This window comes from Paenibacillus sp. JJ1722, assembly GCF_048282685.1.
Taxonomy (GTDB): domain Bacteria; phylum Bacillota; class Bacilli; order Paenibacillales; family Paenibacillaceae; genus Paenibacillus; species Paenibacillus polymyxa_B.
Map to the genome: position 1 here is coordinate 16,756 of NZ_CP182500.1, position 24,830 is coordinate 41,585.

Annotated in this window: 29 protein-coding genes, 1 rRNA gene and 1 riboswitch; of the genes, 27 read left to right on the plus strand and 3 right to left on the minus strand. The window is 45.9% G+C overall.

Annotated elements, in window-relative coordinates:
• Window positions 1–122 precede the first annotated feature (122 nt).
• Window positions 123–239: ribosomal RNA gene (rrf, locus tag ACM1ND_RS00060) — 5S ribosomal RNA — on the plus strand.
• Window positions 240–474: 235 nt separating this feature from the next.
• Window positions 475–894, plus strand: coding sequence for a hypothetical protein (locus ACM1ND_RS00065; RefSeq protein ID WP_013308104.1), 420 nt, complete (start codon window positions 475–477; stop codon window positions 892–894).
• Window positions 895–1,267: 373 nt separating this feature from the next.
• On the opposite strand, the gene ACM1ND_RS00070 is transcribed toward ACM1ND_RS00065, so the two are convergent.
• Window positions 1,268–1,795, minus strand: coding sequence for a hypothetical protein (locus ACM1ND_RS00070; protein WP_023986421.1), 528 nt, complete (start codon window positions 1,793–1,795; stop codon window positions 1,268–1,270).
• Window positions 1,796–2,195: 400 nt separating this feature from the next.
• Between ACM1ND_RS00070 and ACM1ND_RS00075 the strand changes: the two genes are divergently transcribed.
• The 10 genes from ACM1ND_RS00075 (at window position 2,196) to rsmI (ending at window position 10,213) form a co-directional block, all read left to right on the plus strand.
• Window positions 2,196–2,381, plus strand: a complete 186-nt coding sequence (locus tag ACM1ND_RS00075) for a sigma factor G inhibitor Gin (protein ID WP_023986422.1) — start codon at window positions 2,196–2,198, stop codon at window positions 2,379–2,381.
• A gap of 144 nt (window positions 2,382–2,525) precedes the next feature.
• Window positions 2,526–4,109: an aminotransferase class I/II-fold pyridoxal phosphate-dependent enzyme gene (locus tag ACM1ND_RS00080; RefSeq protein ID WP_053324312.1), complete on the plus strand. Its 1,584-nt coding sequence runs from the start codon at window positions 2,526–2,528 to the stop codon at window positions 4,107–4,109.
• A gap of 103 nt (window positions 4,110–4,212) precedes the next feature.
• Complete coding sequence (gene tmk, locus ACM1ND_RS00085; RefSeq protein ID WP_053324313.1) at window positions 4,213–4,860, plus strand: dTMP kinase; 648 nt, start codon at window positions 4,213–4,215, stop codon at window positions 4,858–4,860.
• Between the two features lie 74 nt (window positions 4,861–4,934).
• Window positions 4,935–5,264 (plus strand): cyclic-di-AMP receptor, encoded by a 330-nt coding sequence (locus ACM1ND_RS00090; protein WP_007427998.1) that lies wholly within the window; start codon window positions 4,935–4,937, stop codon window positions 5,262–5,264.
• A 197-nt stretch (window positions 5,265–5,461) separates the two neighbouring features.
• Window positions 5,462–5,905 (plus strand): YaaR family protein, encoded by a 444-nt coding sequence (locus tag ACM1ND_RS00095; RefSeq protein WP_013308108.1) that lies wholly within the window; start codon window positions 5,462–5,464, stop codon window positions 5,903–5,905.
• A gap of 247 nt (window positions 5,906–6,152) precedes the next feature.
• The gene (gene holB / locus ACM1ND_RS00100) at window positions 6,153–7,148 is read left to right on the plus strand and encodes a DNA polymerase III subunit delta' (protein WP_023986424.1); all 996 of its coding nucleotides are present in this window, start codon (window positions 6,153–6,155) and stop codon (window positions 7,146–7,148) included.
• 138 nt (window positions 7,149–7,286) lie between these two features.
• Window positions 7,287–8,087, plus strand: a complete 801-nt coding sequence (locus ACM1ND_RS00105) for a PSP1 domain-containing protein (RefSeq protein ID WP_013308110.1) — start codon at window positions 7,287–7,289, stop codon at window positions 8,085–8,087.
• Between the two features lie 27 nt (window positions 8,088–8,114).
• Window positions 8,115–8,489: a DNA replication initiation control protein YabA gene (yabA, locus tag ACM1ND_RS00110; protein WP_025722558.1), complete on the plus strand. Its 375-nt coding sequence runs from the start codon at window positions 8,115–8,117 to the stop codon at window positions 8,487–8,489.
• 90 nt (window positions 8,490–8,579) lie between these two features.
• On the plus strand, window positions 8,580–9,335 hold the full coding sequence (locus tag ACM1ND_RS00115; protein WP_023986426.1) for a tRNA1(Val) (adenine(37)-N6)-methyltransferase: 756 nt from the start codon (window positions 8,580–8,582) through the stop codon (window positions 9,333–9,335).
• Window positions 9,332–10,213 (plus strand): 16S rRNA (cytidine(1402)-2'-O)-methyltransferase, encoded by an 882-nt coding sequence (rsmI, locus tag ACM1ND_RS00120; protein ID WP_053324314.1) that lies wholly within the window; start codon window positions 9,332–9,334, stop codon window positions 10,211–10,213. The genes ACM1ND_RS00115 and rsmI overlap by 4 nt, the downstream gene beginning before the upstream one ends.
• Before the next feature lie 124 nt (window positions 10,214–10,337).
• Here the strand turns inward: rsmI and ACM1ND_RS00125 are convergent, their stop codons facing one another.
• Entirely contained in the window at window positions 10,338–10,592 is a 255-nt protein-coding gene (locus ACM1ND_RS00125; protein ID WP_007428005.1) for an AbrB/MazE/SpoVT family DNA-binding domain-containing protein, read from the minus strand.
• Between the two features lie 331 nt (window positions 10,593–10,923).
• On the opposite strand from ACM1ND_RS00125, the gene ACM1ND_RS00130 reads away from it, so the two are divergent.
• The 13 genes from ACM1ND_RS00130 to ACM1ND_RS00190 all read left to right on the plus strand — a co-directional run bounded on the left by ACM1ND_RS00130 (window position 10,924) and on the right by ACM1ND_RS00190 (window position 23,512).
• On the plus strand, window positions 10,924–12,207 hold the full coding sequence (locus tag ACM1ND_RS00130; protein WP_053324315.1) for an HD domain-containing protein: 1,284 nt from the start codon (window positions 10,924–10,926) through the stop codon (window positions 12,205–12,207).
• Between the two features lie 42 nt (window positions 12,208–12,249).
• Complete coding sequence (locus ACM1ND_RS00135; RefSeq protein WP_053324316.1) at window positions 12,250–13,020, plus strand: TatD family hydrolase; 771 nt, start codon at window positions 12,250–12,252, stop codon at window positions 13,018–13,020.
• Window positions 13,021–13,221: 201 nt separating this feature from the next.
• Window positions 13,222–13,504, plus strand: a riboswitch (cyclic di-AMP (ydaO/yuaA leader).
• 271 nt (window positions 13,505–13,775) lie between these two features.
• The gene (locus ACM1ND_RS00140; RefSeq protein ID WP_023986430.1) at window positions 13,776–14,924 is read left to right on the plus strand and encodes a 3D domain-containing protein; all 1,149 of its coding nucleotides are present in this window, start codon (window positions 13,776–13,778) and stop codon (window positions 14,922–14,924) included.
• 146 nt (window positions 14,925–15,070) lie between these two features.
• Window positions 15,071–15,616, plus strand: coding sequence for a ribonuclease M5 (gene rnmV / locus ACM1ND_RS00145; RefSeq protein ID WP_013308117.1), 546 nt, complete (start codon window positions 15,071–15,073; stop codon window positions 15,614–15,616).
• Window positions 15,617–15,623: 7 nt separating this feature from the next.
• Window positions 15,624–16,508: a 16S rRNA (adenine(1518)-N(6)/adenine(1519)-N(6))-dimethyltransferase RsmA gene (gene rsmA / locus ACM1ND_RS00150; RefSeq protein ID WP_013308118.1), complete on the plus strand. Its 885-nt coding sequence runs from the start codon at window positions 15,624–15,626 to the stop codon at window positions 16,506–16,508.
• Window positions 16,509–16,563: 55 nt separating this feature from the next.
• Window positions 16,564–17,460 (plus strand): sporulation peptidase YabG, encoded by an 897-nt coding sequence (yabG, locus tag ACM1ND_RS00155; RefSeq protein WP_023986432.1) that lies wholly within the window; start codon window positions 16,564–16,566, stop codon window positions 17,458–17,460.
• A 201-nt stretch (window positions 17,461–17,661) separates the two neighbouring features.
• Window positions 17,662–17,943: a biofilm formation stimulator Veg gene (gene veg, locus ACM1ND_RS00160; RefSeq protein ID WP_013308120.1), complete on the plus strand. Its 282-nt coding sequence runs from the start codon at window positions 17,662–17,664 to the stop codon at window positions 17,941–17,943.
• Between the two features lie 162 nt (window positions 17,944–18,105).
• A complete protein-coding gene (locus ACM1ND_RS00165) occupies window positions 18,106–18,285 on the plus strand; it encodes a small, acid-soluble spore protein, alpha/beta type (RefSeq protein WP_007428013.1) in 180 nt (59 codons plus the stop codon).
• Window positions 18,286–18,429: 144 nt separating this feature from the next.
• Entirely contained in the window at window positions 18,430–19,284 is an 855-nt protein-coding gene (gene ispE / locus ACM1ND_RS00170) for a 4-(cytidine 5'-diphospho)-2-C-methyl-D-erythritol kinase (RefSeq protein ID WP_053324318.1), read from the plus strand.
• Between the two features lie 181 nt (window positions 19,285–19,465).
• Window positions 19,466–20,293, plus strand: a complete 828-nt coding sequence (gene purR, locus ACM1ND_RS00175) for a pur operon repressor (RefSeq protein ID WP_013308122.1) — start codon at window positions 19,466–19,468, stop codon at window positions 20,291–20,293.
• A gap of 175 nt (window positions 20,294–20,468) precedes the next feature.
• Window positions 20,469–20,756, plus strand: coding sequence for a septation regulator SpoVG (gene spoVG / locus ACM1ND_RS00180; RefSeq protein ID WP_007428016.1), 288 nt, complete (start codon window positions 20,469–20,471; stop codon window positions 20,754–20,756).
• Between the two features lie 345 nt (window positions 20,757–21,101).
• Window positions 21,102–22,499, plus strand: a complete 1,398-nt coding sequence (gene glmU / locus ACM1ND_RS00185) for a bifunctional UDP-N-acetylglucosamine diphosphorylase/glucosamine-1-phosphate N-acetyltransferase GlmU (RefSeq protein WP_080658680.1) — start codon at window positions 21,102–21,104, stop codon at window positions 22,497–22,499.
• Between the two features lie 59 nt (window positions 22,500–22,558).
• Entirely contained in the window at window positions 22,559–23,512 is a 954-nt protein-coding gene (locus ACM1ND_RS00190) for a ribose-phosphate diphosphokinase (protein ID WP_013308125.1), read from the plus strand.
• A 68-nt stretch (window positions 23,513–23,580) separates the two neighbouring features.
• Here the strand turns inward: ACM1ND_RS00190 and ACM1ND_RS00195 are convergent, their stop codons facing one another.
• On the minus strand, window positions 23,581–23,781 hold the full coding sequence (locus ACM1ND_RS00195; protein ID WP_023986434.1) for a hypothetical protein: 201 nt from the start codon (window positions 23,779–23,781) through the stop codon (window positions 23,581–23,583).
• 74 nt (window positions 23,782–23,855) lie between these two features.
• Between ACM1ND_RS00195 and pth the strand changes: the two genes are divergently transcribed.
• On the plus strand, window positions 23,856–24,416 hold the full coding sequence (gene pth, locus ACM1ND_RS00200; protein ID WP_023986435.1) for an aminoacyl-tRNA hydrolase: 561 nt from the start codon (window positions 23,856–23,858) through the stop codon (window positions 24,414–24,416).
• Window positions 24,417–24,502: 86 nt separating this feature from the next.
• Complete coding sequence (locus tag ACM1ND_RS00205) at window positions 24,503–24,733, plus strand: anti-sigma-F factor Fin family protein (RefSeq protein ID WP_013308128.1); 231 nt, start codon at window positions 24,503–24,505, stop codon at window positions 24,731–24,733.
• The last annotated feature ends 97 nt before the right edge of the window (window positions 24,734–24,830 follow it).

The window sequence follows — 24,830 nt, forward strand, 5'->3', positions numbered from 1 at the left end:
GGATCCAGTTTTCAGGGTGTAAGTTTGTATTGTATAAGCTCAAGTAGCTTATATGAAACAAGCGAACACACAGCATTTGGCGATGCTGATTCCTGTTAAAGAATTTACAATGTAAATTCATGTTTGGTGGCGATAGCGGAGGGGTTCCACACGTACCCATCCCGAACACGACCGTTAAGCCCTCCAGCGCCGATGGTACTTGGACCGCAGGGTCCTGGGAGAGTAGGACGTCGCCAAGCAACAAGTAAAGAGGACCATGATCTCATTGAGATTATGGTCCTCTTTTTTGCATATACGTATACTTTAGAAATATCCTTACAAAAGGAAGGTAACATTTTTGTTACGGAATGTAAGAGTAAACCCTGTATAATATAGGTATTGAATCCCATACACACACGCTGCATTATTGCAGAATTATGCAAACTCCATCATAGGATTTTGTATAGTCAATCAGGCTGGTAAGGAGGGAAGATCATGCGGCGAAATAAATGGCTTGCTCTATTGGTGCTATTCAGTGTCGCTGTCGCGATTCTTACCGGGTGCGTGGAGGAGGAGCCTTCTTGGACATCGTTTGAGGGTGCTGCCAATGAGAAGACGTTTCCGGTTCCCAAAGAAGCTAGTAAAACCGATCGGGCCAGCAGTAATTCGGACATGGACTATGTTCGCTATGCACTGCCAGCATTGAAGGAAAGTGATAGTCTACCTGCTCCTTATCTAGAGGAGATTGCAGCTTGGGGCTGGACTGAGGAACCGAATTTATCCACCTCGAATCAGAAGGTGTTTCAGAAAAATAAACACATGGTGCATTTATCTGTGCATGATGGTTCTTTTACTGTATTGGTTCCAAAAGACAGAAAGGCTGTTGTGAAGAGCAAAAGCGTGGATCTTAATTAGGGACACGGTTTTCAACCGAGTAAGCAGCATAGGATTTATTGTAGATCATATTTTTAGTAAACTCATAGCGTATTGTATGCTGTGTATAATGATGAATGAAGAGATCGGATATGGGGAAGCACTCAGAACTGCAGTTGAGTAGGGGGTGGCTTCCTTTTATATATTTGCATGTTGATCAAATGCTCTACATGAATAACGAGGATAATGATGAGGAAAAGTTTACTTGATAAGCGAATATAACGATTACAGTTGTTAAGTCACAAAAAAAGGAGTAACCGGTTGAGGTTGCTCCTTTTTTATTGCTTCGGTCTATATGGGTGTAGGTTAGTTCAGACCTGAATTTTCTATCTGTACGGATAATGAGTGGTTAGATTTACTGTTGATAATATGAGGCATCTTCATCGGTAAACTTCAACATGCCGTCTTTTCTCTCGCCTGTAAGCCGACTGAGGATGTATAGACGCGGTGCAATAAGCCATAGATGCCAGAAGAGTAAGGATACAGTAAAGGCTGGTGGAGACCAGAGAATGAATACGGCTGATAAGCAGATACCGATCCAGAGGGTATGTATGTGCACACGACGAAAGATGCTATAGCCTATATACTGGTCTGTCATATAGCCTAGCCAAGGTAATTTACGATGGAATGCCCAGCGTTTGCGGAAGGATGTTCCGCCACCGATGTATAGGACAGATCGTGAGATTACGAAGTGTACCCATAAGGTTAGGAAAAAGGCAAGAGCAAACAAAAACACGCTAGTCCAGGAAAAGGCAAGAAGCAGAAAGAGAAGCATAATAATAGGTAATGTGATGTGACTCCATATTAGTTGACGCGGTATACTGATTTTTTTAATGAGCTTGTAGTGATAGTAGGTAGCTTTGGTTCCGGTTTCCTCTGTCATGCGAACAGTCCTTTCATTAATCTACTGCATCACAAGTGGCTTCCCGTCCACAGCCGGAAAAAGGGACGGTACTTCGCTCATGCCGCTTTAAATAAGCATTTAATCGTTTTTGTAGAAATACAGAATGATCAACATCCAGTGTTAGCTAGCCTACTCTATAATTACTGGAAAAGCTATCACTGATGAAGTGTTCAAGAGCTCCGATGAAAGGGTATCCATACATAAGAGCTTTTCTTATTATATCGGCATAGACGGCTGTTTTTTAAACATACGGGGTACAAACACCATAATGGCCCAGAAGGAATATATATAGAGTATATCGTCGAACTGGGCTATGAAAAGGTTTAAAATAGTAGAAAGTGCCCCATACTAATAGTAAAAGAAACAAGGTGGGATGGATATGCATGATCAAGGCGGCCACCGCTGCATTATATGCGGGCAGCACAAGCATGAAGGCATTTTTATCGTTTCCGAGTTTATCTGTGATACGTGTGAAGCTGAAATGGTGCACACGGATGCAACTGATGCCAAATATCATTTTTTTATTGATCAATTAAAGCAAATCTGGGTACAGAAAAATGCATAATATCCTTTGCTAATTAGTCTTTGAAGGATTGGCATTCCAAGGTCTGTCGATACGGGCCTTTTTTTCTGTGAGTAAAAGTAGGATTCCGCTTGATTTTACGATAAAATAAGGTAGATATAAAGCTTTGTTTGGAAGGATTGCAGAATGATGGGGAAAAAGGCGGTACATGCACCATTAATGGAAGCTCTAATACGTTACCGGACTCAGGGCAATGCTTCTTTCCATGTACCCGGTCATAAAAATGGACAAGTATATGAGCATGAAAATATTGCGTCTCTGTTGCAAGAAGTGATGTCTATTGATGCGACAGAAATTTCTGGACTGGATGATTTGCATCACCCAGAAGATGTGATTCGTGAAGGGCAGGGACTGGCTGCAAAGTGCTTTGGTGCTGAAGAGAGCTTTTGGCTAATTGGAGGAAGCACGGTCGGTAATTTGGCTATGATTTTAACTGTATGTACGGAGCCGGGAGATCTACTGCTGGTACAGAGGAATGTGCACAAATCTGTCCTGAACGGTCTCATGCTGTCAGGGGCTAACGCGGTATTCCTGGATCCGGAAATAGATACACTAAGCGGACTGGCGGTTGCCCCAACGACGGATACAATAAAGGCTGCACTGAAGGCCTATCCTTCGGCTAAAGGGGTGTTACTTACACTACCTAATTACTATGGGATGGGGCATGACCTGACGGCAACGGCTAAGGCTTGTCATGCAGCCCATGTGCCGCTATTGGTAGATGAGGCACACGGTGCCCATTTTGGGTTGCATCCTCGTTTGCCAGCCTCTGCGCTGTCCTGCGGGGCTGATGTAGTCGTCCAGTCGACACATAAAATGCTTCCAGCCATGACCATGGGTGCCATGTTACATGTGCAGGGAGAGAGAATCCATCGGGAACTGCTTCGTCAGCGGTTGGCGATGGTGCAGAGCTCTAGCCCTTCTTATCCGTTAATGGCTTCACTGGATTTGGCAAGATGGTATATAGAGGCGTATGGAGCGGATGCTTTTACAGTGGGCTTAGCGGCAGCAGATGCTTTTAGAAAGGGCCTGGAGCAGCTCCCACGCTTTCGCTTGCTAGAACCTACACAGCAGGTACTAGAGGGGAAAGGCGCTCACAGGGGAATCTCTGAGGTCCTAGAAAGGGCTGAGGAGGGAATAAGCGGATATTCAACCCAGGATCCTTTTAAATTGGTGCTGTATGATACATGGGGGATACTGGATGGGTTTGGACTCAAGCATGAGTTGGAGACTTATGGATGTACTCCAGAGATGAGCGACGAAAAACATGTTGTTTTATTGTTTACGTTAGGCTCTACGCCTAAGGATGCGAGTCACCTGTTGCAGGCTCTTGTGCATATAGATAATGATATAAGATTTAAGGAGACGGCTGGTGAGCCGAGGGCAACGGAAAAAGAGCTGCAAAGACTCGAATTAGATTTTTCCACGTGGAACAATGATAGAATGAAGGGATACTCTAGTCCGGTGCTTTTTGGGCTTCGACCGATTAGCCCGGATCAGATAGAGAACGTGTCTGTAGACGATTCCGCTGGCAGGGTAGTGGCTGAAATGATTATCCCGTATCCTCCAGGTATTCCGCTGTTATATACAGGAGAAACGATCACAGAAGCGATTGCACTGCGGATGAGTCGTCTACGTGAGCTGGGAGCCAAGTGGCATGGGATAGCAGATGAAAGTATGCTTACAATTCGGGTATTCCGTTTACAATAAAGATTAGATACTAGAGACTTAACAAATACAGAAGACTGAATAAAAGAAGCATACGTAGCCTGTGGGTGACTTTTATTTTTCAGGCAGGAAAGCAGGGAATAACATGAATCGCAAAGGCATTTTTATCACACTGGAGGGGGGAGACGGCTCCGGTAAAACAACTATGATTCAACGGCTGGCGAAGTTTATGGAGGAAGAAGGCTATCCAGTCATCACGACGAGGGAGCCGGGTGGCATCGAAATTTCCGAAAAGATTCGCTCTATCATTTTGGACCCTGCTCATACCAGTATGGATGCTCGAACAGAGGCACTTTTATACGCAGCGGCGCGGCGTCAGCATTTGGTGGAGAAGGTAAAGCCGGCTATTGAACAGGGAGCTATCGTATTATGTGATCGTTTTGTGGATAGTAGCTTGGTCTATCAAGGATTTGCAAGAGGGATCGGAATTGAAGAGGTAGCTTCAATTAATCGCTTCGCGGTGGATGATTGGGAGCCGGATGCCACATTTTATCTGGATATTGAGCCCGAATTGGGATTGGCAAGAATTAATGCGTCACGAGGAGCAGAAATGGACCGTCTCGACATGGAGAGTATATCGTTTCACCATAAGGTGCGAGAGGCATATTTGGAGTTGGCTCGCAAATTTCCGGAGCGAATTACAATTGTTGATGCATCTCCGGCGCCAGAGCAGGTGGAGCAAGTAATGAGGGATTTGCTGAAAAAGCGGTTTGTTCAGAATTTTAGCATATAATTGTCGAAGGATATACGGTAAAATTGAGCTAGGGACAAGGTTGTCTCTAATATGACTTGAAGGAGGAATACAGGATGAAGCTGATTATTGCGATTGTACAGGATAAGGACAGTAATAGATTATCCAGCGGACTGGTGAAAGCTAATTTCCGTGCTACCAAATTGGCGAGCACAGGAGGATTTCTGCGTGCAGGTAATACGACATTTATGATCGGTGTTGATGACAATCAGGTGGACTCATTAATGAACGTCATTCGCAGCAGTTGCAAGGTTCGTGAACAGCTGGTCACACCCGTTACCCCTATGAGCGGGACGACGGATTCCTATTTACCGTTACCTGTTGAAGTGCAGGTGGGTGGAGCGACGGTATTCGTGATGCCTGTAGACCGTTTCGAGCATTTCTGAATCTACACAATAGGGCCTATTCTGCCGATATGATAGGGGAATCGCCTGTATCTTCTCACATGATGGGAGTGAGGGCAGATCCACTAAAACGGCAGCGCTACAGCGTAGTCCCCGGAAAGCCGAAGAAACCCCGAGTTCTAGTTTGAACTGTTCATGAAGGGGGAAAGTGGAAGTATCCGGGGAGAAAGCAGGTTTATATGAAAATAAATCCGGGCTATCGCCCTTTACAAAGTACATTGTCTACAAATGAAATGAGTGCAAAGCCAATTCAGCCCAAGAGCTTCTCCGACGTTATGCAGCAAAATGGGGAGCAGGCTTCGCAGGAGGAATTGAATCGGCGCTTTAAGGAAATACAAATGCAGGGAGATCGTCTTGCACGTTCAATGACGATTCGTGAGTTGAAGGCTTATAAGATGCTGGTTAAACGGTTTTTGGAAGATACAGTTCGGCGAGGCGTGTCCATGAAGGACACAAAGGGTTGGGATCGCCGGGGACGCAGCAAACGTTATAAGCTGATTGATGAAGTGGATGAGCTGTTGCTCAAAATGGCGGATGAGCTGCTTGAAACCGAACAAGGCAAGATTGAGCTTTTGCAAGGGGTCGGTGAGATCAGAGGATTGCTGATTAATCTCTCATTTTAATGCAGACTTATGTTATAAATGAATACAGACGGGCTGTTGCCACGAAGAAATAATCTGCTTGCTGATCATGCTGGCAGATTATTTTTGACTATGTATATGTGGGCAGACGTGATACGGAAATAGCAGCAGTTGCCCCGAAAAACGAGGATTTGAAGTTGGAATCATGAAAATAGCAACAAAGTTTGCCCGGAAGAACAACGGTTTGCTGAGGGATCACAGTTGTTTTCAGTGGAGAAAGTGAGGAAATATGTCTTTTCAACATATAATGGGCCAGGATGTAGCCAAAAAAATGCTGCAAAGTGCACTACGGAATCATACGGTCAACCATGCCTATGTTTTTAGCGGGCCGCCGGGAAGCGGGCAGATGAACATGGCGCAGATCTTTGCTAAGGCTTTATTTTGTGAGCGACAGACGGATGATGCATGTGGGGAGTGCTTGTCGTGCCGTAAGGTAGAGCACGGGAATCATCCAGATTTGCACATTGTAGAGCCGGATGGAGCTACGATTAAAATTGATCAGATTCGCGGGCTTCAACGTATATTTTCTTACAAATCTGAAAGCTCCAATCCGAAGGTATATATTATTCGACAGGCGGATACCATGACAGTGCAAGCTGCTAATAGCCTACTTAAATTTTTGGAGGAACCCCAGATTCCAGTGGTCGGTATACTCATTTCTGAAAATGGACAGGCGTTGCTACCTACGATTCAATCACGGACGCAGCAGGTTCCTTTCCACGCTTTACAGCCGGAAGTGATGATGCAGGCGTTAATTGGGGAAGGCTATACGGCAGGGCTTGTCCGGTCGGTCGTTCATATTGCTTCAGGACTGGAATCATGTAGAGAAATTCTCCAGCAGAATTGGTTTGCAGAAATTAGAAACGTAGTGTTACAATTAGTGAAGGAGTCCATGAGTCGGGGGAGCTCGTCTATTATTCTGGCTCAACAGAAGATTTTTAAAACTGGACTTTCTGAACACCTGGATATTCTGTTTCATCTGTTTCATTTGTGGTTTAAGGATATGCTTCATTTCCGTTACGGAAGGCACGAAAGCATTGTTTTCATAGATCATTTGGAGTCCGTCTCCAAATTGGCAATCACCCGCAGCACGGAACAATGGGTCTCTTATATGGATTTGGCCGCGAATTGCAGGAAGAAGCTCCGTTTTCACGTCAACGGGCAATTATGCGTGGAGCAGCTTCTGATTGGGTTGTCCGATACAAGCGGTTCTATCACCGGCTAACAGGAAGGCGCGCTTGTTCCACTCTGCACAATCCGCGACGCCAGGTTCCCGGTTTGTGCGACAGTGAGACTTCAATTGCGGCCATTCGTACAATGTCGGCTTCAAATGAGGTTTAGTGGCATACAAGGGGGTTAATTTTTGTATAGTGTAGTGGGTGTCCGCTTCAAGAAGGCGGGCAAGACTTATTATTTTGATCCGCTGGACCTTCCAGTGGAGAAAGAAAACTGTGTCATTGTAGAGACCGCGCGCGGTATTGAATATGGCAAGGTTGTAGTGGGCAAAAAAGAGGTAAATGATTCGGATGTTGTCCTGCCCTTAAAAAAAGTCATTCGTATTGCTGGGGATGATGACGCTCTTGTTGTAGAAGAGAACAAATTGGCGGCCAAGGATGCATTCGGCACGTGTTTAAATAAAATTAAAGACCATGGCCTTAAAATGAAGCTGGTAGATGTAGAATTTACATTTGACCGCAATAAGATCATTTTTTATTTTACGGCAGAGGGTCGGGTGGATTTTCGAGAGCTTGTAAAGGACTTGGCCAGTATTTTTCGTACACGGATCGAGCTGCGGCAGATCGGCGTACGGGATGAGGCTAAAATGCTTGGCGGAATCGGACCTTGTGGACGTATTCTGTGTTGCTCCTCATGGCTGGGGGATTTTGAGCCGGTATCTATTAAGATGGCGAAGGATCAGAGTTTGTCGCTGAATCCGACGAAGATTTCCGGGTTGTGCGGGAGATTGATGTGCTGCCTCAAGTTTGAACATGATAACTACGAAAGCATGCGAGAAGAGCTACCTCAGGTGGGTAAGATGGTTATCACCTCTTTGGGAGAAGGTAAAGTCGTAGGTGTGAATGCAGGTCATCGCACGGTGCATGTTCAACTGTTTGAGATCAGTAAGGTCAAGGAACTTCCAATGGACGATGTAGTCGTCAAGTAAACCATTAGGTTGCTTCGGGGTGGAAACTTGGATAAATTAAATGTTTTTGCGCGTATTCACGAAATGGAAACCCAAATGGGACAGTTGCATAGCGATCTGGGTGAATTGAAACTGGCAGTAAAAGAGCTGCTGGAGGAAAATCAACGACTAACGATTGAAAACGAACAGGTGCGCAAGATGCTCAAACGTGAAACCTCTGGAGAAGAAAAGACGGCAAACAAGCCGAAGCTTCCTCCTCCGATCGTCATTAAGGATGAAGGGCAAACGGGTGAGGTCGTGGGCGAAGGCTACGACAATCTAGCAAGGCTGTATCATGAAGGATTTCATATATGCAACGTGTATTACGGACATTTGCGAACGGAAGGCGATTGCCTCTTCTGTCTGTCATTTTTGAATAAATAAAAACAAGCCGTAGGAGCAAGATGCCTACGGCTTTTTTGTAAGGAAGTATGAGTGAAAAGCGATTTTGGTTATAAAAGATGGGAGAGCATTATGGACGAAAATGAAAAGAAGTCTGAACGAATTGATGATTTACTTTCACATAATTTGCGCATTATCCAAAGTGATGAAGTATTCAGCTTCTCGATGGACGCGGTCTTGCTGGCACGTTTTGCTGGTATTCCACAGCGTGGAAAGATCCTGGATCTGTGTACTGGCAATGGGGTTGTCCCGCTGTTGCTAACGACACGAACAAAAGCGTCTATTGAAGGAATTGAGATTCAACCACGCTTGGCAGATATGGCTAGACGCAGTGTCAGCTTGAATGGATTAGAAGCAGCAATTCAGATTCGGGAAGGGGACCTACGTGAGCTGGTTCACATCACGGGACATGGTGTTTATGATGCGATTACCGTGAATCCCCCCTATATGCCGCTAAATGGTAGCGATATCAAGCTGAATCCTCACCAGGCAATTGCCCGTCATGAAGTGAACTGTACACTGGAAGAAGTCATTCAGGCATCCACCCGGCTTGTCCGTAATGGGGGAAAAGTATCCATGGTTCATCGCCCGCAGCGATTGGGTGAGATTATAACCTTAATGCGTAATCATAGTCTGGAACCCAAACGAATACGTTTTGTACACCCACGAGTTCATATGGAAGCCAATATGGTACTGGTTGAAGCATTACGTGACGGCAAACCGGAGGTTCGTCTGTTGCCTCCGCTCATTGTATATCAGGAAAATGGGAATTATACTCAGGAAATAAGAGATATCTATGGAGAAGTAAGCAAGGGGGATTCTGTGTGAAAGCAGCTGTACAAAAAAGCTTTAGTACCAGCGAAGAAGAACGGGGAAAGTTGTATCTTGTTGCAACACCCATTGGGAATCTGGACGATATGACCTTTAGGGCGATTAACACCTTAAAATCATGTAGTATTATCGCTGCCGAAGATACGCGGCAGACACGCAAACTGCTCACCCATTTCGAAATTACACCGGATATGCTCTTCAGTTATCATGAGCATAATAAGGCTGCAAGTGGGCCTGAACTGATACGTTATATAATAGAAGGAAAAAATTTGGCACTGGTTAGTGATGCAGGTCTACCGGCCATTTCTGACCCTGGTTCGGATCTGGTCAAGCTGGCACTGGAAGCGGAAATTAGCGTCATTCCTATCCCAGGAGCAAATGCAGCACTATCGGCTTTAATTGCTTCAGGACTGGATACAGAAAGGTTCACCTTCGCTGGCTTTCCACCACGGGAGAAAAAGGACCTAGAGAAGCTGTTGCTATCGTTTCAGGTATCTCACGGCACAATTATTTTTTATGAATCGCCTCATCGCATTGTGAAGACATTGATGGTGTTGAAGGAAACATTAGGTTCACGCAAAGTGGTGCTTGCGCGTGAGCTAACCAAGCTGCATGAGGAATGGGTGCGAGGAACCGTGGAGCAATGCCTTGCTAAACTAGAGGAGAATCCACCGATTGGTGAATATTGCCTGGTGGTTGAAGGAAAAGACGAAGAGGAAGAGGAACAGGAACGTCAGGCGTGGTGGCAGTCCTTATCTTTGGAGTCCCACGTCGCACATTACGAGGCAGAGGGACTTACACGCAAGGATGCAATGAAGCGTACAGCCACAGATCGTTCAATCTCCAAGAGAGATGTTTACAACGCACTCTTATGAATATCTGTCTAAACAAAAAAGGGCCTTCCAACGGTTGGGTTCAAACCGTGGAAGGCAACAAGGAGTATATATGAAAAAGGTTAGAATTAACAATATCTGATAAGTCTATTATATACTAAAATTCTCAGTTTGTCACAGGTGTTGGGATTTCAGAAATGCAATCTTGGCAAACAATTTTCCCTTTGAAGTAAATTACGTTCTCAGCATTGCCGCAGAAGATACAAGCAGGCTCGTATTTTTTAAGCATGATGCGTTCGCCATCAACATAAATTTCCAAAGCGTCTTTCTCTCCGATTCCCAGGGTACGACGCAATTCGATTGGAATAACAACACGTCCGAGCTCGTCAACTTTTCTTACAATACCAGTGGATTTCATCATAATAAATCAGGCTCCTCTCGCCGTTTAAAATAATATAAGTGTCATGATTCGACAAAATTTTCTCTTTTCTGATATTTACTATACCAACGATTCCCAAAACAGTCAACCTTAAAAATGTAGTAACAGTCTGATTATGCAAAAGTATTTAGATTAAAGACCTTTACTCATGTGTATTGCCTTATCTTATTGATGATTTATTCAGTTTGTCGATTTGGAAATGTCGAAAAACTATAATTCGACATATTACGACAAAGAATGTCGAATGAGGGAAATCATTTAGGATTTTATTGTATTTTAATCCATTATTCCGAATATTAAAGGAGCTGATATCTTGCACCAGCCACTCAGTGAAGAAAAAGTTTTTAAAGACCCGGTACATAATTACATCCATGTTCAGGATACTGTGATATGGCGGTTGATCAACACGCCAGAGTTCCAACGTTTACGGCGCATACGGCAGTTAGGCACATCGTATCTTACGTTTCATGGAGCGGAGCATAGCCGTTTTTCACATTCATTGGGCGTATATGAGATTACGAGACGTATTATTTCTCAATTTGAACGTGGAGATTTCCCAGATTGGCCGAAGGAGGAAAGGCTGGTTGCTCTGTGTGCAGCCCTATTGCATGATGTGGGGCATGGCCCATTTTCTCATTCAATTGAGGAAGCCTTTCATATGAACCATGAGGATTGGACATGCCGCATTGTACTGGGAGACACGAAGATCAACGCTGTGCTACGGCAAGTCGACGACAAGCTTCCACAAAAGGTGGCTGCGGTTATAGCCAAAACGTATGATAAGCCAATCGTTGTCAACTTGGTAACCAGTCCGCTAGATGCTGACCGTATGGATTATTTGTTGCGGGATGCTCATTCGACAGGTGTCAACTACGGCACAATTGATTTGGATCGTATTTTACGACTGCTACGTCCTCATAATGGGAGAATTGTTGTGAAGGAATCAGGCATGCATGCAGTAGAAGATTATTTAATGTCACGCTACCAGATGTATTGGCAAATTTATTTTCATCCTGTAACACGCAGCTCGGAAATCCTTTTACGTAAAATTTTCAAGCGAGCAAAGGAATTGTTTAAAAACGGATATGAGTTTGGTTTTCTGCTGGACCCGCTGCCGGATCTGTTGAAAGGAGAGCTTACAGTAGAGCAATATCTGATGCTCGACGAGTCATTAATCCAGACCGTATTTAGCCAGTGGAAACGAGAAAAGGACGAGATTTTAAGTGATTTGAGCAGCCGTTTTATGGACCGTAGATTGTATAAATATGTAGAGATTGAAAATATGGATACAGATACCATTGACAGTATTAGAGAAACTTTGAAAGAGGCTGGTTTGCACCCTGAATATGATTTTGAAATTGATTTTCCGACAGATCTTCCTTATGATGTGTTTCGGCAGGGTGGCTCGACGGACAACCAGATTTTACTGCTTGGACGTCAGGGCGAGGTGAGTGAAATATCCGAAGTTTCGGAAATTGTGCGCTCAATAAGTGGTATTCACCGAGGAAAATATCATATGTATTTTCCCCAGAATAAATTGAACGCGGTAAAAGACAGGCTTCCTGCCGAAATAAGGAATTATTTTGTCAAAGAATAGACAACTATATAGAAATGTAAGTAAAAAAAGGAGATGTAAACCTTGGATTTATTCGACACTCATACTCACTTGGATGCGCCACAATTTGACGAAGATCGTGAAGAAGTTATATCACGTGCTGTCGAATCAGGAGTAACACGGATGATCAATATCGGATTTAATCGTGAGACCATTCCATCCACTATGAAATTGGCCGAGACGTATGATTTTATTTATGCGGCAGTTGGATGGCATCCGCAGGATGCTATTACAATGCAGGAGGGCGATCTAGAATGGATTGCATCGTTATGCAGTCATAAAAAGGTTGTAGCCATCGGAGAGATCGGTCTGGATTATTATTGGGATACATCACCGAAGGATGTGCAGCATCGGGTGTTTCGAAATCAAATTGGTCTGGCTCGTGAGCTCAAAATGCCCATTGTTATTCATAACCGGGATGCACATGAAGATATTGTTAGGATATTGCGCGAGGAAAAAGCGAGTGAGATTGGAGGAGTCATGCACTCCTTTTCGGGTAGCTGGGAGACAGCCAAAATGGTGCTGGATATGGGATTTCACCTTTCCTTCGGTGGTCCAATAACGTTCAAAAATGCCAAGCAGCCAAAAGAGGTGCTCGCACAGGTGCCGCTGGACCGTCTGCTCATTGAAACTGATGCTCCCTATCTGACGCCTCATCCGTTTCGTGGGAAGCGAAATGAGTCTGCACATGTGAGACTGGTAGCAGAGGCTGCAGCCCAAATCAAAGGGATTACAGTGGAGGAATTAGTGTCAATAACGACCCAAAATGCCCTGGAACGATTTGACATTCAATGAAAAAGTGAAGAAATCGATCAAAATAAAGAGATAGACGAAGCTAATCATGAATTTGTTGCAGGAAACTCGAGAATATTACAATATTTTAACCGAATATTTTAAAAAATGTACTTGAAACCTGCTTTACAACATGCATAGAAACAGGATATCATCTTTTCAGTGAATTGTTGTTTGAATGTAAACATCAACAAGTCATTTCATGAACCAGTCTCGCTGAGTCCCTTTTACAGGGAACGGGGGAACCGATATGGCTTACAGTACGTCCGGCATATGTGCAAGAAGGGAACGTCTCTTCCGCCAGCCGGCTCGACCGAAATTCTTTCCCCGGATGGGATTGAATAGGTGGAGGAGCCGTATTTCGATTTCTTTCTGGGTCTTCGGGGTGAATGTGAAGGCGACCGCCATGAGCGGTTGACCCAAGCTAGGGCGACTCTCTACGTCCGAACCCGACAGCTAACCCCGTAAGCGTAACAAGAGAGAAGCCATCTCGTGCATGAGTTTTCCCGCATATTCACACATGCCGGAAGCCACGAAAGAGCTCTCTAGTCTCTTTCTCTGGCTTTTTTTGTTGTGAATAAAAGAAAATCTGTCATCATACTGTGGTTAAACAGGGGAGGACAGCATGCCGCGAAGACGGGTACATGGTGCAGGACAGTCGCAGTTTGGGCTTGTCTTGTAGAAAATCTGTTATAGTCACGTCAAATCTCAACTATGTCTTACTCCAGACGGCGGGCTATGTAAGGAGGACGGAGGAAATGGGCATTTTCCAAAAAAAGGATACCCATGAGTCACGCTCATCCAGCATGTCTTACGTATTGCGTTGGAAGCAAGAGAATGTGCGCCAGGCTGCTTTGGTTGCTATTTTTCTAATCGCGCTAACGATTATGATTTCAATTCTGATGTACACGCAATCTAAAAAACAAGTCTTTTTTGTCATCGATGGCAAGGCGTCTGCGGTAGAAACCCGGGAATCCAAGCTTCAAGATTTGCTGAGCGAGCATTCCATTTCACTTCAGCCGCATGATACAGTTTCCATGCCGCTAAATGGAGCAATACAGGATGGCGATCGCGTAGTCATTAAACGTGCCAATCAAGTCAAAGTATCTTCAGGCAATGAGACGAAAAAGCTGTACACAACAGAAAATACAGTAGAAGGTGCCATTCGTACCTCGGGCTATAAATTATCATCAACGGATAAAGTTTATCCTGCGTTGGATGCCTCTGTTTCGTCTAACATGGACATAAAAATCGTCCGTGTGAAGAAACAGCAGGTCGAACAGAAAAAACAGGTGCCTTATCAGGTCATCAAAACGGCCGATCCGAGTCTTTATAAAGGCGATAATCGGGTCATTCAAAGCGGCAAATCGGGTGTGGTCGTCCAGCACGTTCAAAAGGTATATCATGATGGAAAGTTGGTATCCAAACAGCTGGTTAACAAGGAAGTTGCACAGAACCGTGTGGATAAAGTCATTGCAGTAGGAACGAAGAAAAAACCGGTCGTTCTGGCTGCTTCCGTCGGTCCCAATGATGCGGTTAAGGCAACAACGGTTAGTTCGGGCAGTGCTGTCCGTAAAGCAGGCGTCAATTTTAAATATAGCAAAGTTTTACAAAATGTCTCCATGACGGCGTATTCCTCACAGGAGCCAGGTATCGGTACACGTACTGCATCCGGCGCACGTGTCACGGAAGGACGCACCATCGCGGTCGATCCGAGTGTAATTCCAATCGGCTGGTGGGTGTATATCGAAGGGGTGGGCTTCCGCCGTGCGGAGGATACCGGTGGCGCGATTAAAGGCCACAAAATCGATGTGTATTATGAGAGTTTGAGCCGAGCCAACCAATTTGGTCGTAAGCACGGTAAAACCGTTTATGTTATCGGACCGGTAAAGCCTGAAATCAACTAAAACAGGTTGTGTATGTTGAGGGCAATGCGATAGTATTAACAACATAGTTATGCCATGCTAAGAAGAGGATATCCTCTTCTTATTTTGTTTTCAAAAGCAGGGAAAGATAAATATAGCTTGCTGTGTAGCAGTGGAGGGAAACGCAAATGATCAAGGAAGTGATCGTGGTAGAGGGCCGGGATGATACGGTGGCCATTCGCCGCGCTGTTGAAGCGGATACGATAGAAACTGGCGGCTCCGCCATTAATAAAATGACGCTGCGTAAAATTGCATTGGCGCAGGAGCGGCGGGGGGTCATCATTTTAACCGATCCCGATCATGCAGGGGAGCGCATCCGTAAGATTATCGCTTCCAAGGTACCCGGCTGCAAGCAGGCCTTTATACCCGAGGCAGAAGCGACGCGCAAAGGAGATATTGGCGTGGAGAATGCCTCACCGGAAGCGATCAGACACGCTCTTGCACGGGTCCATACGACAGTGGAAGGCGCCGACCCGCTGATTGAGTGGGCGGACCTGATTGATGCTGGACTCATCACCCACCCCAATGCTGCTGCACGCCGTATGGCCTTAGGGAATGTGCTGGGTATTGGTTATTGTAACGGAAAGCAGCTACATAAACGGCTCTCTGTATTTCAGATCAGCCGCGAGGAATTTGCCGGGGCGCTGGCACAAATTGAAAGTGAAGGATTGTGATATCCGTATGACAGGGATTCAAGATATAGCAACACCGCGGCGTACGAAGGACATTATTCAACGGCACGGTTTTTCGTTCAAAAAGAGTTTGGGACAAAATTTCTTGATTGATCAGAATATTCTCAATAAGATTGTAAATGCTGCCGGATTGGATGAGACGAAGGGCGCACTTGAGATCGGTCCTGGGATTGGTGCTTTGACCGAGAAGCTGGCCCAATCGGCCAAGGCAGTTACCGCTGTCGAGATTGACCAGCGGCTGCTGCCAATTCTCGAAGAAGTGTTGGCCCCTTATGAGCATGTGAAGGTACGTCATGGAGACGTGTTGAAGCTGGATTTGCGCGAGGTGTTCGCAGCCGATTTTGCAGACGTGAGCAAGGTAAGTGTCGTGGCTAATCTGCCGTACTACGTTACTACACCGATTCTGATGAGGCTGCTGGAGGACAAGCTCCCTTTGGAGAATATCGTCGTTATGATCCAAAAAGAAGTGGCTGAGCGTATGGCTGCGTCTCCTGGAACGAAGGATTACGGCAGCCTGAGCATTGCGGTGCAATATTACAGCGAACCTGAATTAGTCTGTATTGTGCCGAATACAGTATTTATTCCCCAGCCGAATGTGGAGTCTGCAGTCATCCGGTTGCGTGTACGGGAAGCCCCTCCAGTGGAAGTGGTGGATGAGAAGCATTTCTTTGAAGTGGTTCATGCTGCTTTTGCCCAGCGTCGTAAAACCATTTCCAATAACTTAAAAAGCCGTTTCTTCACCAAAGAGAACAGGGACACGCTGGAGCCGTTGTTGCAACAAGCTGGTATTGAACCCTCCCGTCGAGGAGAAACGCTAAGTATTGAGGAATTTGCGCGTCTCAGCGCTGTGCTGTTGGAGGCAGGTATATCCTAAGCTGGAACCAAACTGTGCATTCACCCATACGATATAGGAGGGGTGATACAGTGTGATGAGTTTAGGAGACTTGGTCGTTCGGAAATCGTACGGCGGAGATGTCACGTTTCGTGTTGAGGACATCCAGCGGGATAAAGCGATCATTAAGGGAATAGAATTTCGGCTGCTGGCCGATTCCCCAGTGAACGATCTGGTCAGAGTGCCTGCAGACCAGATTAGCGGTAAGACTCAGCAGGCCCATATTAAGGCTGGTGAGTCTCTTAATCTGTTGCAACGGGCACGCCAGCAGCAAGCTGCTCGTAGTCAGGCAGCTCTGGTTGGGGACTGGAGTGATCCGGTCGAGTCAACGTATTTTGAAATGCCGGGAAAGGTTCTTCATCTGGATGGAGATCCCGGCTATTTGAAAAAATGTCTCAGTTTATATGAACAGCTCCGTGTTCCTGCAGAGGGACATCACGTTCACGAATCGGCAATGGCGGACACGTTGTACCGACTGCTTCCCCGTATCCGTCCGGATATCGTGGTCATTACCGGACATGACGGTGTGCTGAAGCAGCCACAGCCTTATGATTTGTACAGCTTGAAAAGTTATAAAAATTCGCAAAATTTTGTGGCGGCGATTCAGGTAGCAAGACAATATGAACGTCATCTGGATTCGCTGACGATTGTAGCGGGGGCGTGCCAGTCCCATTTTGAAGCGTTGCTACGTGCGGGAGCGAACTTTGCCAGCTCACCAGGGCGTATCCTGATTCACGCGCTGGACCCCGTTTACGTGGCTGCCAAGGCGGCCTTTACTTCGATCCGTGATACGGTCAACATGGGGGACCTGTTTCACCAGACAATCAGTGGCAGCCGCGGAGTGGGTGGAATTGAAACTAGGGGAAGCTATCGCATCGGCCTGCCGAAGCTTGAAAATTTGTCTACGCTTAAAGTAACGCCTTCCGCAATCTAGGATTCAAATGTGCCAATAGGATTAATCTGAACAAAAAGCCTCTGCTTTCAGAGGCTTTTTGTCATTTTTTATATAAATTATTCCTGTTCGCAAAAAATTAAATTGACAACTTATTTTTCGTGTTGTTATAATATTTAGCTTGATTTGACAATCCCTCTAAAATTCGTTATAATGGACAAGGAAAGAGGTGGTCGTTAGGCAATGGCTAAAAATACGCTGTTGGAAATCAAACGCAGTCTCGACGCACATGTAGGGCAAAAAATTTTGCTGCGGGCTAACGGCGGACGCCGTAAGACCGTCGAACGAACTGGTGTCTTGGAAGAAACGTACCCTTCTGTTTTTATCGTCAAGCTGGATCAGGAGCAACAGACGTTTAAACGTGTCTCCTACAGCTATGCTGACATCCTTACCGAGTCGGTGGAAGTCAGCGTATATGATCCCGACTCCCATACAAGTGTAGTCGAATATTTTGAAACACCTTAATTGATTTCGTGATTTATACCAGCTTTGCAGGTTTAACGACGGCTTCGTCATTTCAAATGACGGGGCCGTTTTGTATATACAGAGCAGGATGAAGCATGACATCTCTGCACATACTAAGCCGGGAATGATCTTCCTTATTCCATTGCCGAAGGAGGCGTATGTATGAGCCGAAGAAGACGGAGTGTCATGTCGGAGGAGCTAAAGTACGAGCTGGCCAAAGATCTTGGGTTTTACGACACGGTCAAGGAAGAAGGTTGGGGAGGCATTAAAGCCAAGGATGCGGGCAATATGGTCAAGCGGGCTATCCAACTTGCCGAGCAGGCAGCTTCCCGCAAATCGTAGCCATCGGTGGTGCTGATGAAAAGCGGGGATATCCGGGATTAGACCGGGTCATCTCCGCTTTTTTGAACCTCATGACTTGACACGCTGAGTCTGATATAATATGTTAAGCTGTCTTGAGGGAAAAGTTGAAGGTGGGTGAACGCCTTGAAAATATATGAAAAAGCACCGGCGAAAATCAATTTAATGCTTGATGTTCTACATAAGCGGGACGATGGTTATCACGAGGTCGAAATGATTATGACCATGGTCGATCTGTCTGACCGATTGACGATGTCTGAGTTACCGCGTGATACCATTATTATTTCAAGTCAAGCCGGGTACATACCATTGGATGAAAAGAACTTGGCTTTTCAGGCTGCGCGTCTGATCAAAGAACGTTATAACGTGTCTACGGGCGTCCACATCCATCTGGATAAGCATATCCCGGTGGCGGCAGGGTTGGCGGGTGGAAGTAGTGATGCTGCCGCAGCGCTGCGTGGACTGAACAAGCTATGGAAGCTTGGCATCTCGGATGCAGAATTAAGGGTGCTGGGTGCTGAGCTGGGCTCAGATGTACCTTTCTGTATTACAGGGGGTACAGCTTTAGCGAGCGGACGCGGAGAACTGCTCAAGCCACTTCCGAATCCGCCACAATGCTGGGTGATCCTTGCGAAGCCGCCGATTAATGTGTCGACGGCTGAAGTGTATGGTCGTGTCAAAGCAGACCAGATTACGCACCACCCGTCTGCCCGCCAGATGGAGCATGCGATCCGTAACGCCTCTTTTACCGATGTATGCAACGCGCTGGGGAATGTACTGGAGGATGTAACACTAAAGCTGTATCCAGAGGTAGAGCATCTTAAAAGCTCCATGATCCGCTTAGGAGCAGATGGTGTGCTGATGTCAGGTAGTGGACCTACAGTGTTCGGACTGGTATCGAAGGAAGCCAAAGTGCCACGGATTTACAACGGACTAAGAGGGTTTTGTAAAGATGTGTATGCAGTACGACTTTTGACCTGATTTTAGATATTTTTTTCTTATTATAGTGGTAATTGTTGTACAAATACGTACGAAGATGATATATTTACTATTAAATATTCGGATTTTACTATATCACTTACATTCCGCCAGCAACCGGCCAGTCCGCCGGTGCTTTACTGTACAAAGCGGGCGGCAGGAGAATAGATCGCGAGGAATTGTTGTGAAAAAACTTAAAAGAAGCTCACGATTGGTGGAAATGACGCAATTTTTGTTGTCACGGCCGCATACGCTGGTGCCTCTTACTCATTTTGCGGATCGCTACGGGGCAGCTAAGTCGTCCATAAGCGAGGATCTGGCCATCATCAAGGAAGTATTTGAGGATGAGGGCACTGGCGAGCTTCTGACGCTGGCGGGAGCGGCAGGGGGCGTCAAACTGATCCCGAGGCTTTCCAAGCAGCATGCGCTTGCGTTTGCGAACGACCTGTGTGCGCAACTGGAGCAGCCTGACCGCATATTACCGGGAGGATACCTGTATTTGTCCGATTTGCTGGGCCAACCTGCGATGATGAACGAAGCTGGTAAAATATTTGCGACCGCTTTTGCCAATCGTCAGATTGATGTGGTTATGACGGTGGAGACCAAGGGTATTCCACTTGCCTATGCAACCGGAGCACAGCTGAATTTGCCAGTCGTTCTCGTACGGCGTGATCATCAGGTGACAGAAGGTTCGGCTGTAAGTATTAATTATGTTTCAGGATCACAAAAGAGCCTGCATACGATGTCTTTATCCAGACGTGCGATGCGTGAGAAATCGCGTGTGCTCATCGTAGATGATTTTATGAAGGCCGGTGGCACCATTCAGGGGATGGTCGATTTGTTGGCTGAGTTTGATGCTGAGGTGGCCGGTGTAGGTGTGCTGGTAGAATCAGGCGAGGTGGAGAACGAAGAGCGCCTGCTGCACGATTATATTTCACTGGCGAATCTGACCGCAGTCGATTCTCGAAGCAAGCAAATTACAGTCAAGCTGGGCAATTATTTTGATGAGTGAACAGGGCAGTAAATTGTCACAATCCATCATAAAATACCTAAATATGTCGAAAAGAAATCTTTTCAAAAAAATTACCTGAATTTAGGATACGAATTGCCGAAAAAAAGAAGGATTTCGAACTGCTGTGTGGAATGTATACACCAAGTCCTATTTGGAAAAAGGTGGTGAAACACACATGCAGATTACGGATGTTAGACTCCGCCGAGTGAACTCAGAAGGAAGAATGAAGGCGATTGCATCCATTACGATTGATAATGAGTTTGTTGTTCATGACATCCGAGTTATCGACGGTAATAACGGGATGTTCGTAGCTATGCCAAGCAAACGAACTCCAGACGGAGAGTTTCGCGATATCGCTCACCCGATATCTTCAGGAACCCGTGAGAAGATCCAAGCTGCTGTATTGACTGAGTACGAACGTGCAGCTGTGGATGAAGAAGTTGCTATTGAAGAAGGCGCTTAATTCGCCTAAAGCAGGATTGGGGTACAAAAGAAAAAGAGAGCCACTAACTGTGGCTCTCTTTTCTTTTTGTCTGGAATGAGATATATTCTTTAGTGAGTTAACAGTCAGTTTTAAGGCAACTTGGAGCCATCCGGGCTGCCGAAGCGGCTTTTTCATAAGACAGGGACTAGGCAGCGATGCGTCCCGGGGATGAATGTCCAGCACAAGCTGGCCTGAAAAAATAGCCATTAACCAAAGGTTCGCCGTTATTTTTCAGGAGGATTGTGAAAAGTTAAGCAAAATCTGATCTGGGAATTAACGTTTTAGCCAAGGGGTAACTGTTATTTTCAGGATAGGAGGTTGGACTTGTTGGAAAGGTTGGCAGTCATTCTTGCCGCAGGGCAGGGAAAACGTATGAAATCCAAATTATATAAAGTTCTGCATCCGGTGTGCGGAAAACCGATGGTCGGGCATGTGCTCGACACGGTTCGTGAAATCGGTGTGTCCCGAAGTGTAGTCGTCGTGGGTCATGGAGCAGAGGCGGTACAGTCTTATTTGGGACCGTCAGCAGAATATGCGCTTCAGGCAGAGCAGTTGGGAACGGGCCATGCTGTCAAGCAAGCCAAGGACTTGCTCGGTCAGGAAAAAGGTACAACCATTGTCATTTGTGGGGATACTCCTTTGATCACAGCGGAAACGCTAGAGGGCTTGGTGCAACTGCACGAGAGCCGTGGGGCGGCTGCGACGATTCTGACCGCTGAGTTGGACGACCCGAAAGGATATGGACGAGTTATCCGTGATGCTTCCGGGGCCGTGCTCAAGATCGTGGAACAGAAAGATTGTTCACCTGAGGAAGATGCTGTCCGGGAGATCAATACGGGAACGTACTGCTTTGACAATGCCAAGCTGTTTGCAGCGCTGGACAAGGTAACGAACACCAATGCACAGCAGGAATATTATCTGACAGATGTCATTGGTATTTTGCATGGTGAAGGTGAGCAGGTTGAGGCGTATTTGACAGATGATGTGTCTGAATCCATCGGTGTTAACGACAGAGTCGCTTTGTCGGTAGCTGAGGGCTATATGCGTGAGCGCATCGTCCGCAAGCATATGCTGAATGGTGTCACTGTCATTGATCCGTCTTCTACCTATATCGGGAGCGAGGTTGTTATTGGTTCCGATACGGTACTGTACCCGAACACATGGCTGCATGGTCAAACACAAATCGGAGAAGATTGTGTGATTGGTCCGCAGGCTGAGATTCAGAATACGATTATCCATTCAGGCGCAACGGTAAAACATTCGGTGTTGAACGAAGCGGAAGTGGGAAGCAGTACCTCTGTGGGGCCGTTTGCTTATCTGCGTCCAGGCGCGAAGCTTGGCGAACATGTGAAAATTGGTGATTTTGTTGAGGTGAAAAATGCGACCATTGGAGATCATTCCAAGGTGTCTCATTTGAGCTATGTCGGTGATGCCAAGGTGGGTACAAACGTAAATATTGGCTGCGGGGCAATAACGGTCAATTATGATGGATATAATAAATCTATTACAGAAATTGAAGACGATGCCTTTATTGGCAGCAACGTGAATCTGATCGCCCCGATTAAGATTGGAAAAGGTGCTTATGTTGTAGCAGGCTCCACTGTAACACATGCTGTCCCTGATAACGATCTGGCCATTGCCAGACCACGTCAAGAGAACAAAGCCGGATATGCGGACAAAATCCGCGCACGTGCCAAAGCGAAGAAGAAAAGATCGGAATGATCTTAATCAGCAAGCTGTTGAATCTGTAATGAATGAACCAGCACGGAGGGTTTCTATTAATGACTTATTGCGATTCCAAACTCAAAATATTTACTTGTAACTCCAATCCGAAGTTAGCCCACCAGATTGCGGACTACATCGGCATCCCAATGGGGGAATCCCATACCACATCGTTTAGTGACGGTGAAATCCAGGTTAAGCTGTCGGAAAGCGTACGCGGCTGCCATGTGTATATTGTGCAGTCAACTTGTCTGCCGGTTAACGACAACTTGATGGAGTTATTGGTTATGATTGATGCACTTAAACGCGCTTCTGCCAAAAGTATCAATGTCGTTATGCCATATTACGGTTACGCTCGTCAGGATCGTAAAGCTCGTTCACGCGATCCGATTACAGCGAAACTTGTCGCTAACTTGATTGAAAAGGCGGGGGCTCACCGCGTAATCAGTATGGATTTGCATGCGATGCAGATTCAGGGATTCTTTGATATTCCAGTGGATCATATGCTGGGAGCGCCAATTCTGGCCCAATATTTCCGTTCCAAGCAAATTGAGAACCCGATTGTCGTCTCACCCGATCATGGCGGGGTTGTTCGTGCGCGTAAGCTGGCGGACTTCCTGAGTGCGCCGCTCGCTATTATTGATAAGCGTCGTCCAGAGCCAAATGTCAGTGAAGTGATGAATATCATCGGGAACATTGAGGGTAAAACGGCTATTTTAATTGATGATATCATTGATACAGCCGGAACGATTGTATTAGGTGCAAATGCGCTTAAAGAAGGCGGCGTAAAAGATGTGTATGCATGTTGTACACATGCTGTGCTTTCTGGTCCTGCTATGGAAAGACTGGAGAATTCGCCATTAAAAGAGGTGGTTGTGACGGATACGATCCCGATCGTTCACCCGAATCCGACAAGCAAGCTGAAGGTATTGTCTGTGGCTCCATTAATGGGAGAAGCTATCATCCGTGTGCATGAAGAATTGTCGATCAGCAAACTGTTTGAAATCGAATAAGCGCTGGCTCATTAAAAAAGGGGTTGCCTTTTCCATATGGAAAAGGTAACCCCTATCAGCATGTCAGGCTAAAAGCCTGGGCGAGATATGAATGTGAAGCGTTGACGATTGTATAGTGTGTCCTCTATTTCGACGAAATGCTCATTAAAACGCGCAACGATGCCAATCTGAATATGTACATTCCCGTCATATATCTGGACAGGAACGGAATGTTTTAAATGATATAGAAAATGGCTGTCATATAAGAGGATATCACCTTGATTGAGCATACCGGCACGCACCTTCCTATTCAATACAACTATTTTACCAAAAAATACAGACTGCGAAAGAGGGTGTCAAGGTTATGAAGTGGATTGTAGGATTGGGCAACCCCGGTCCCCAATACGAGAAAACGAGACATAATGTCGGATTTATGGCATTGGATGCTCTTGCCTCGCGTCATAACATCCAGATTAACCAAAGCAAATGCAAGGCGTTGATTGGAGAAGGCCACATTGGTGGCGTAAAAACCGTACTGATTAAGCCAATGACCTATATGAATCTATCAGGCGAGTCTCTACGTGCTTATATGGACTACTATAAGGCCGATATGGAAGATCTGGTTGTCGTGTACGATGATCTGGATACTGAAGTCGGTAAAATAAGATTGCGTTATCAAGGTAGCGCAGGCGGTCATAACGGCATTAAATCGATCATTCAGCATACCGGCACGCAGTCCTTCAATCGGATACGTATGGGCATTTCCCGCCCGGAACCTGGACATGCTATTGTCGATTATGTTCTGGGTACCTTTCCCAAGAAGGAAAAAGAATTACTGGCCGGAATGATCGAGGACACGTGCAACGCCTTAGAGCATAGCTTGAGTCATCCGTTTGAACGGACGATGGCTGAATTCAACAAGTAAGTTCAGACGCAGGCAGACGGGCTTAAATGGAAGATTGTTGGACATACTGAAAGGTATAGAAAACTTTCAGGAGGCATATACATTACATGATTGTTAATTATGTATGCAGACATTGTCGAACTTTCTTGGGACGAATTGATTCCGCGGCAATAACCGAAGAAAGGTTGGGCTTCCATTCCTTGACCCCTGCCGAACGTAGAGATATAATAGCGTATAATTCGGGTGGTGAAGTGACCGTCAAAGTCATTTGCGAGCATTGCAGTCAGGCATTGGAGAATAATCCTGAGCTGAGTCTGCTCGTTAATCCGCTCCAATAACAGGTATTCAACTGGTAGGATGTACCAGCTTGAGAGGTGAAGCGGCAATTCCGCTTATGGAGCCTTGGCAGCATTGCTGAGGCTTCTTTTTCGGTTT

Coding starts and splice junctions, on each gene's coding strand:
- ACM1ND_RS00065 (WP_013308104.1), top strand. CDS start 475: ATGCGGCGAAATAAATGGCTTGCTCTATTGGTGCTATTCAGTGTCGCT.
- ACM1ND_RS00070 (WP_023986421.1), bottom strand. CDS start 1,795: ATGACAGAGGAAACCGGAACCAAAGCTACCTACTATCACTACAAGCTC.
- ACM1ND_RS00075 (WP_023986422.1), top strand. CDS start 2,196: ATGCATGATCAAGGCGGCCACCGCTGCATTATATGCGGGCAGCACAAG.
- ACM1ND_RS00080 (WP_053324312.1), top strand. CDS start 2,526: ATGATGGGGAAAAAGGCGGTACATGCACCATTAATGGAAGCTCTAATA.
- tmk (WP_053324313.1), top strand. CDS start 4,213: ATGAATCGCAAAGGCATTTTTATCACACTGGAGGGGGGAGACGGCTCC.
- ACM1ND_RS00090 (WP_007427998.1), top strand. CDS start 4,935: ATGAAGCTGATTATTGCGATTGTACAGGATAAGGACAGTAATAGATTA.
- ACM1ND_RS00095 (WP_013308108.1), top strand. CDS start 5,462: ATGAAAATAAATCCGGGCTATCGCCCTTTACAAAGTACATTGTCTACA.
- holB (WP_023986424.1), top strand. CDS start 6,153: ATGTCTTTTCAACATATAATGGGCCAGGATGTAGCCAAAAAAATGCTG.
- ACM1ND_RS00115 (WP_023986426.1), top strand. CDS start 8,580: ATGGACGAAAATGAAAAGAAGTCTGAACGAATTGATGATTTACTTTCA.
- ACM1ND_RS00125 (WP_007428005.1), bottom strand. CDS start 10,592: ATGATGAAATCCACTGGTATTGTAAGAAAAGTTGACGAGCTCGGACGT.
- ACM1ND_RS00140 (WP_023986430.1), top strand. CDS start 13,776: ATGGGCATTTTCCAAAAAAAGGATACCCATGAGTCACGCTCATCCAGC.
- rnmV (WP_013308117.1), top strand. CDS start 15,071: ATGATCAAGGAAGTGATCGTGGTAGAGGGCCGGGATGATACGGTGGCC.
- rsmA (WP_013308118.1), top strand. CDS start 15,624: ATGACAGGGATTCAAGATATAGCAACACCGCGGCGTACGAAGGACATT.
- yabG (WP_023986432.1), top strand. CDS start 16,564: ATGAGTTTAGGAGACTTGGTCGTTCGGAAATCGTACGGCGGAGATGTC.
- veg (WP_013308120.1), top strand. CDS start 17,662: ATGGCTAAAAATACGCTGTTGGAAATCAAACGCAGTCTCGACGCACAT.
- ACM1ND_RS00165 (WP_007428013.1), top strand. CDS start 18,106: ATGAGCCGAAGAAGACGGAGTGTCATGTCGGAGGAGCTAAAGTACGAG.
- spoVG (WP_007428016.1), top strand. CDS start 20,469: ATGCAGATTACGGATGTTAGACTCCGCCGAGTGAACTCAGAAGGAAGA.
- ACM1ND_RS00190 (WP_013308125.1), top strand. CDS start 22,559: ATGACTTATTGCGATTCCAAACTCAAAATATTTACTTGTAACTCCAAT.
- ACM1ND_RS00195 (WP_023986434.1), bottom strand. CDS start 23,781: ATGCTCAATCAAGGTGATATCCTCTTATATGACAGCCATTTTCTATAT.
- pth (WP_023986435.1), top strand. CDS start 23,856: ATGAAGTGGATTGTAGGATTGGGCAACCCCGGTCCCCAATACGAGAAA.
- ACM1ND_RS00205 (WP_013308128.1), top strand. CDS start 24,503: ATGATTGTTAATTATGTATGCAGACATTGTCGAACTTTCTTGGGACGA.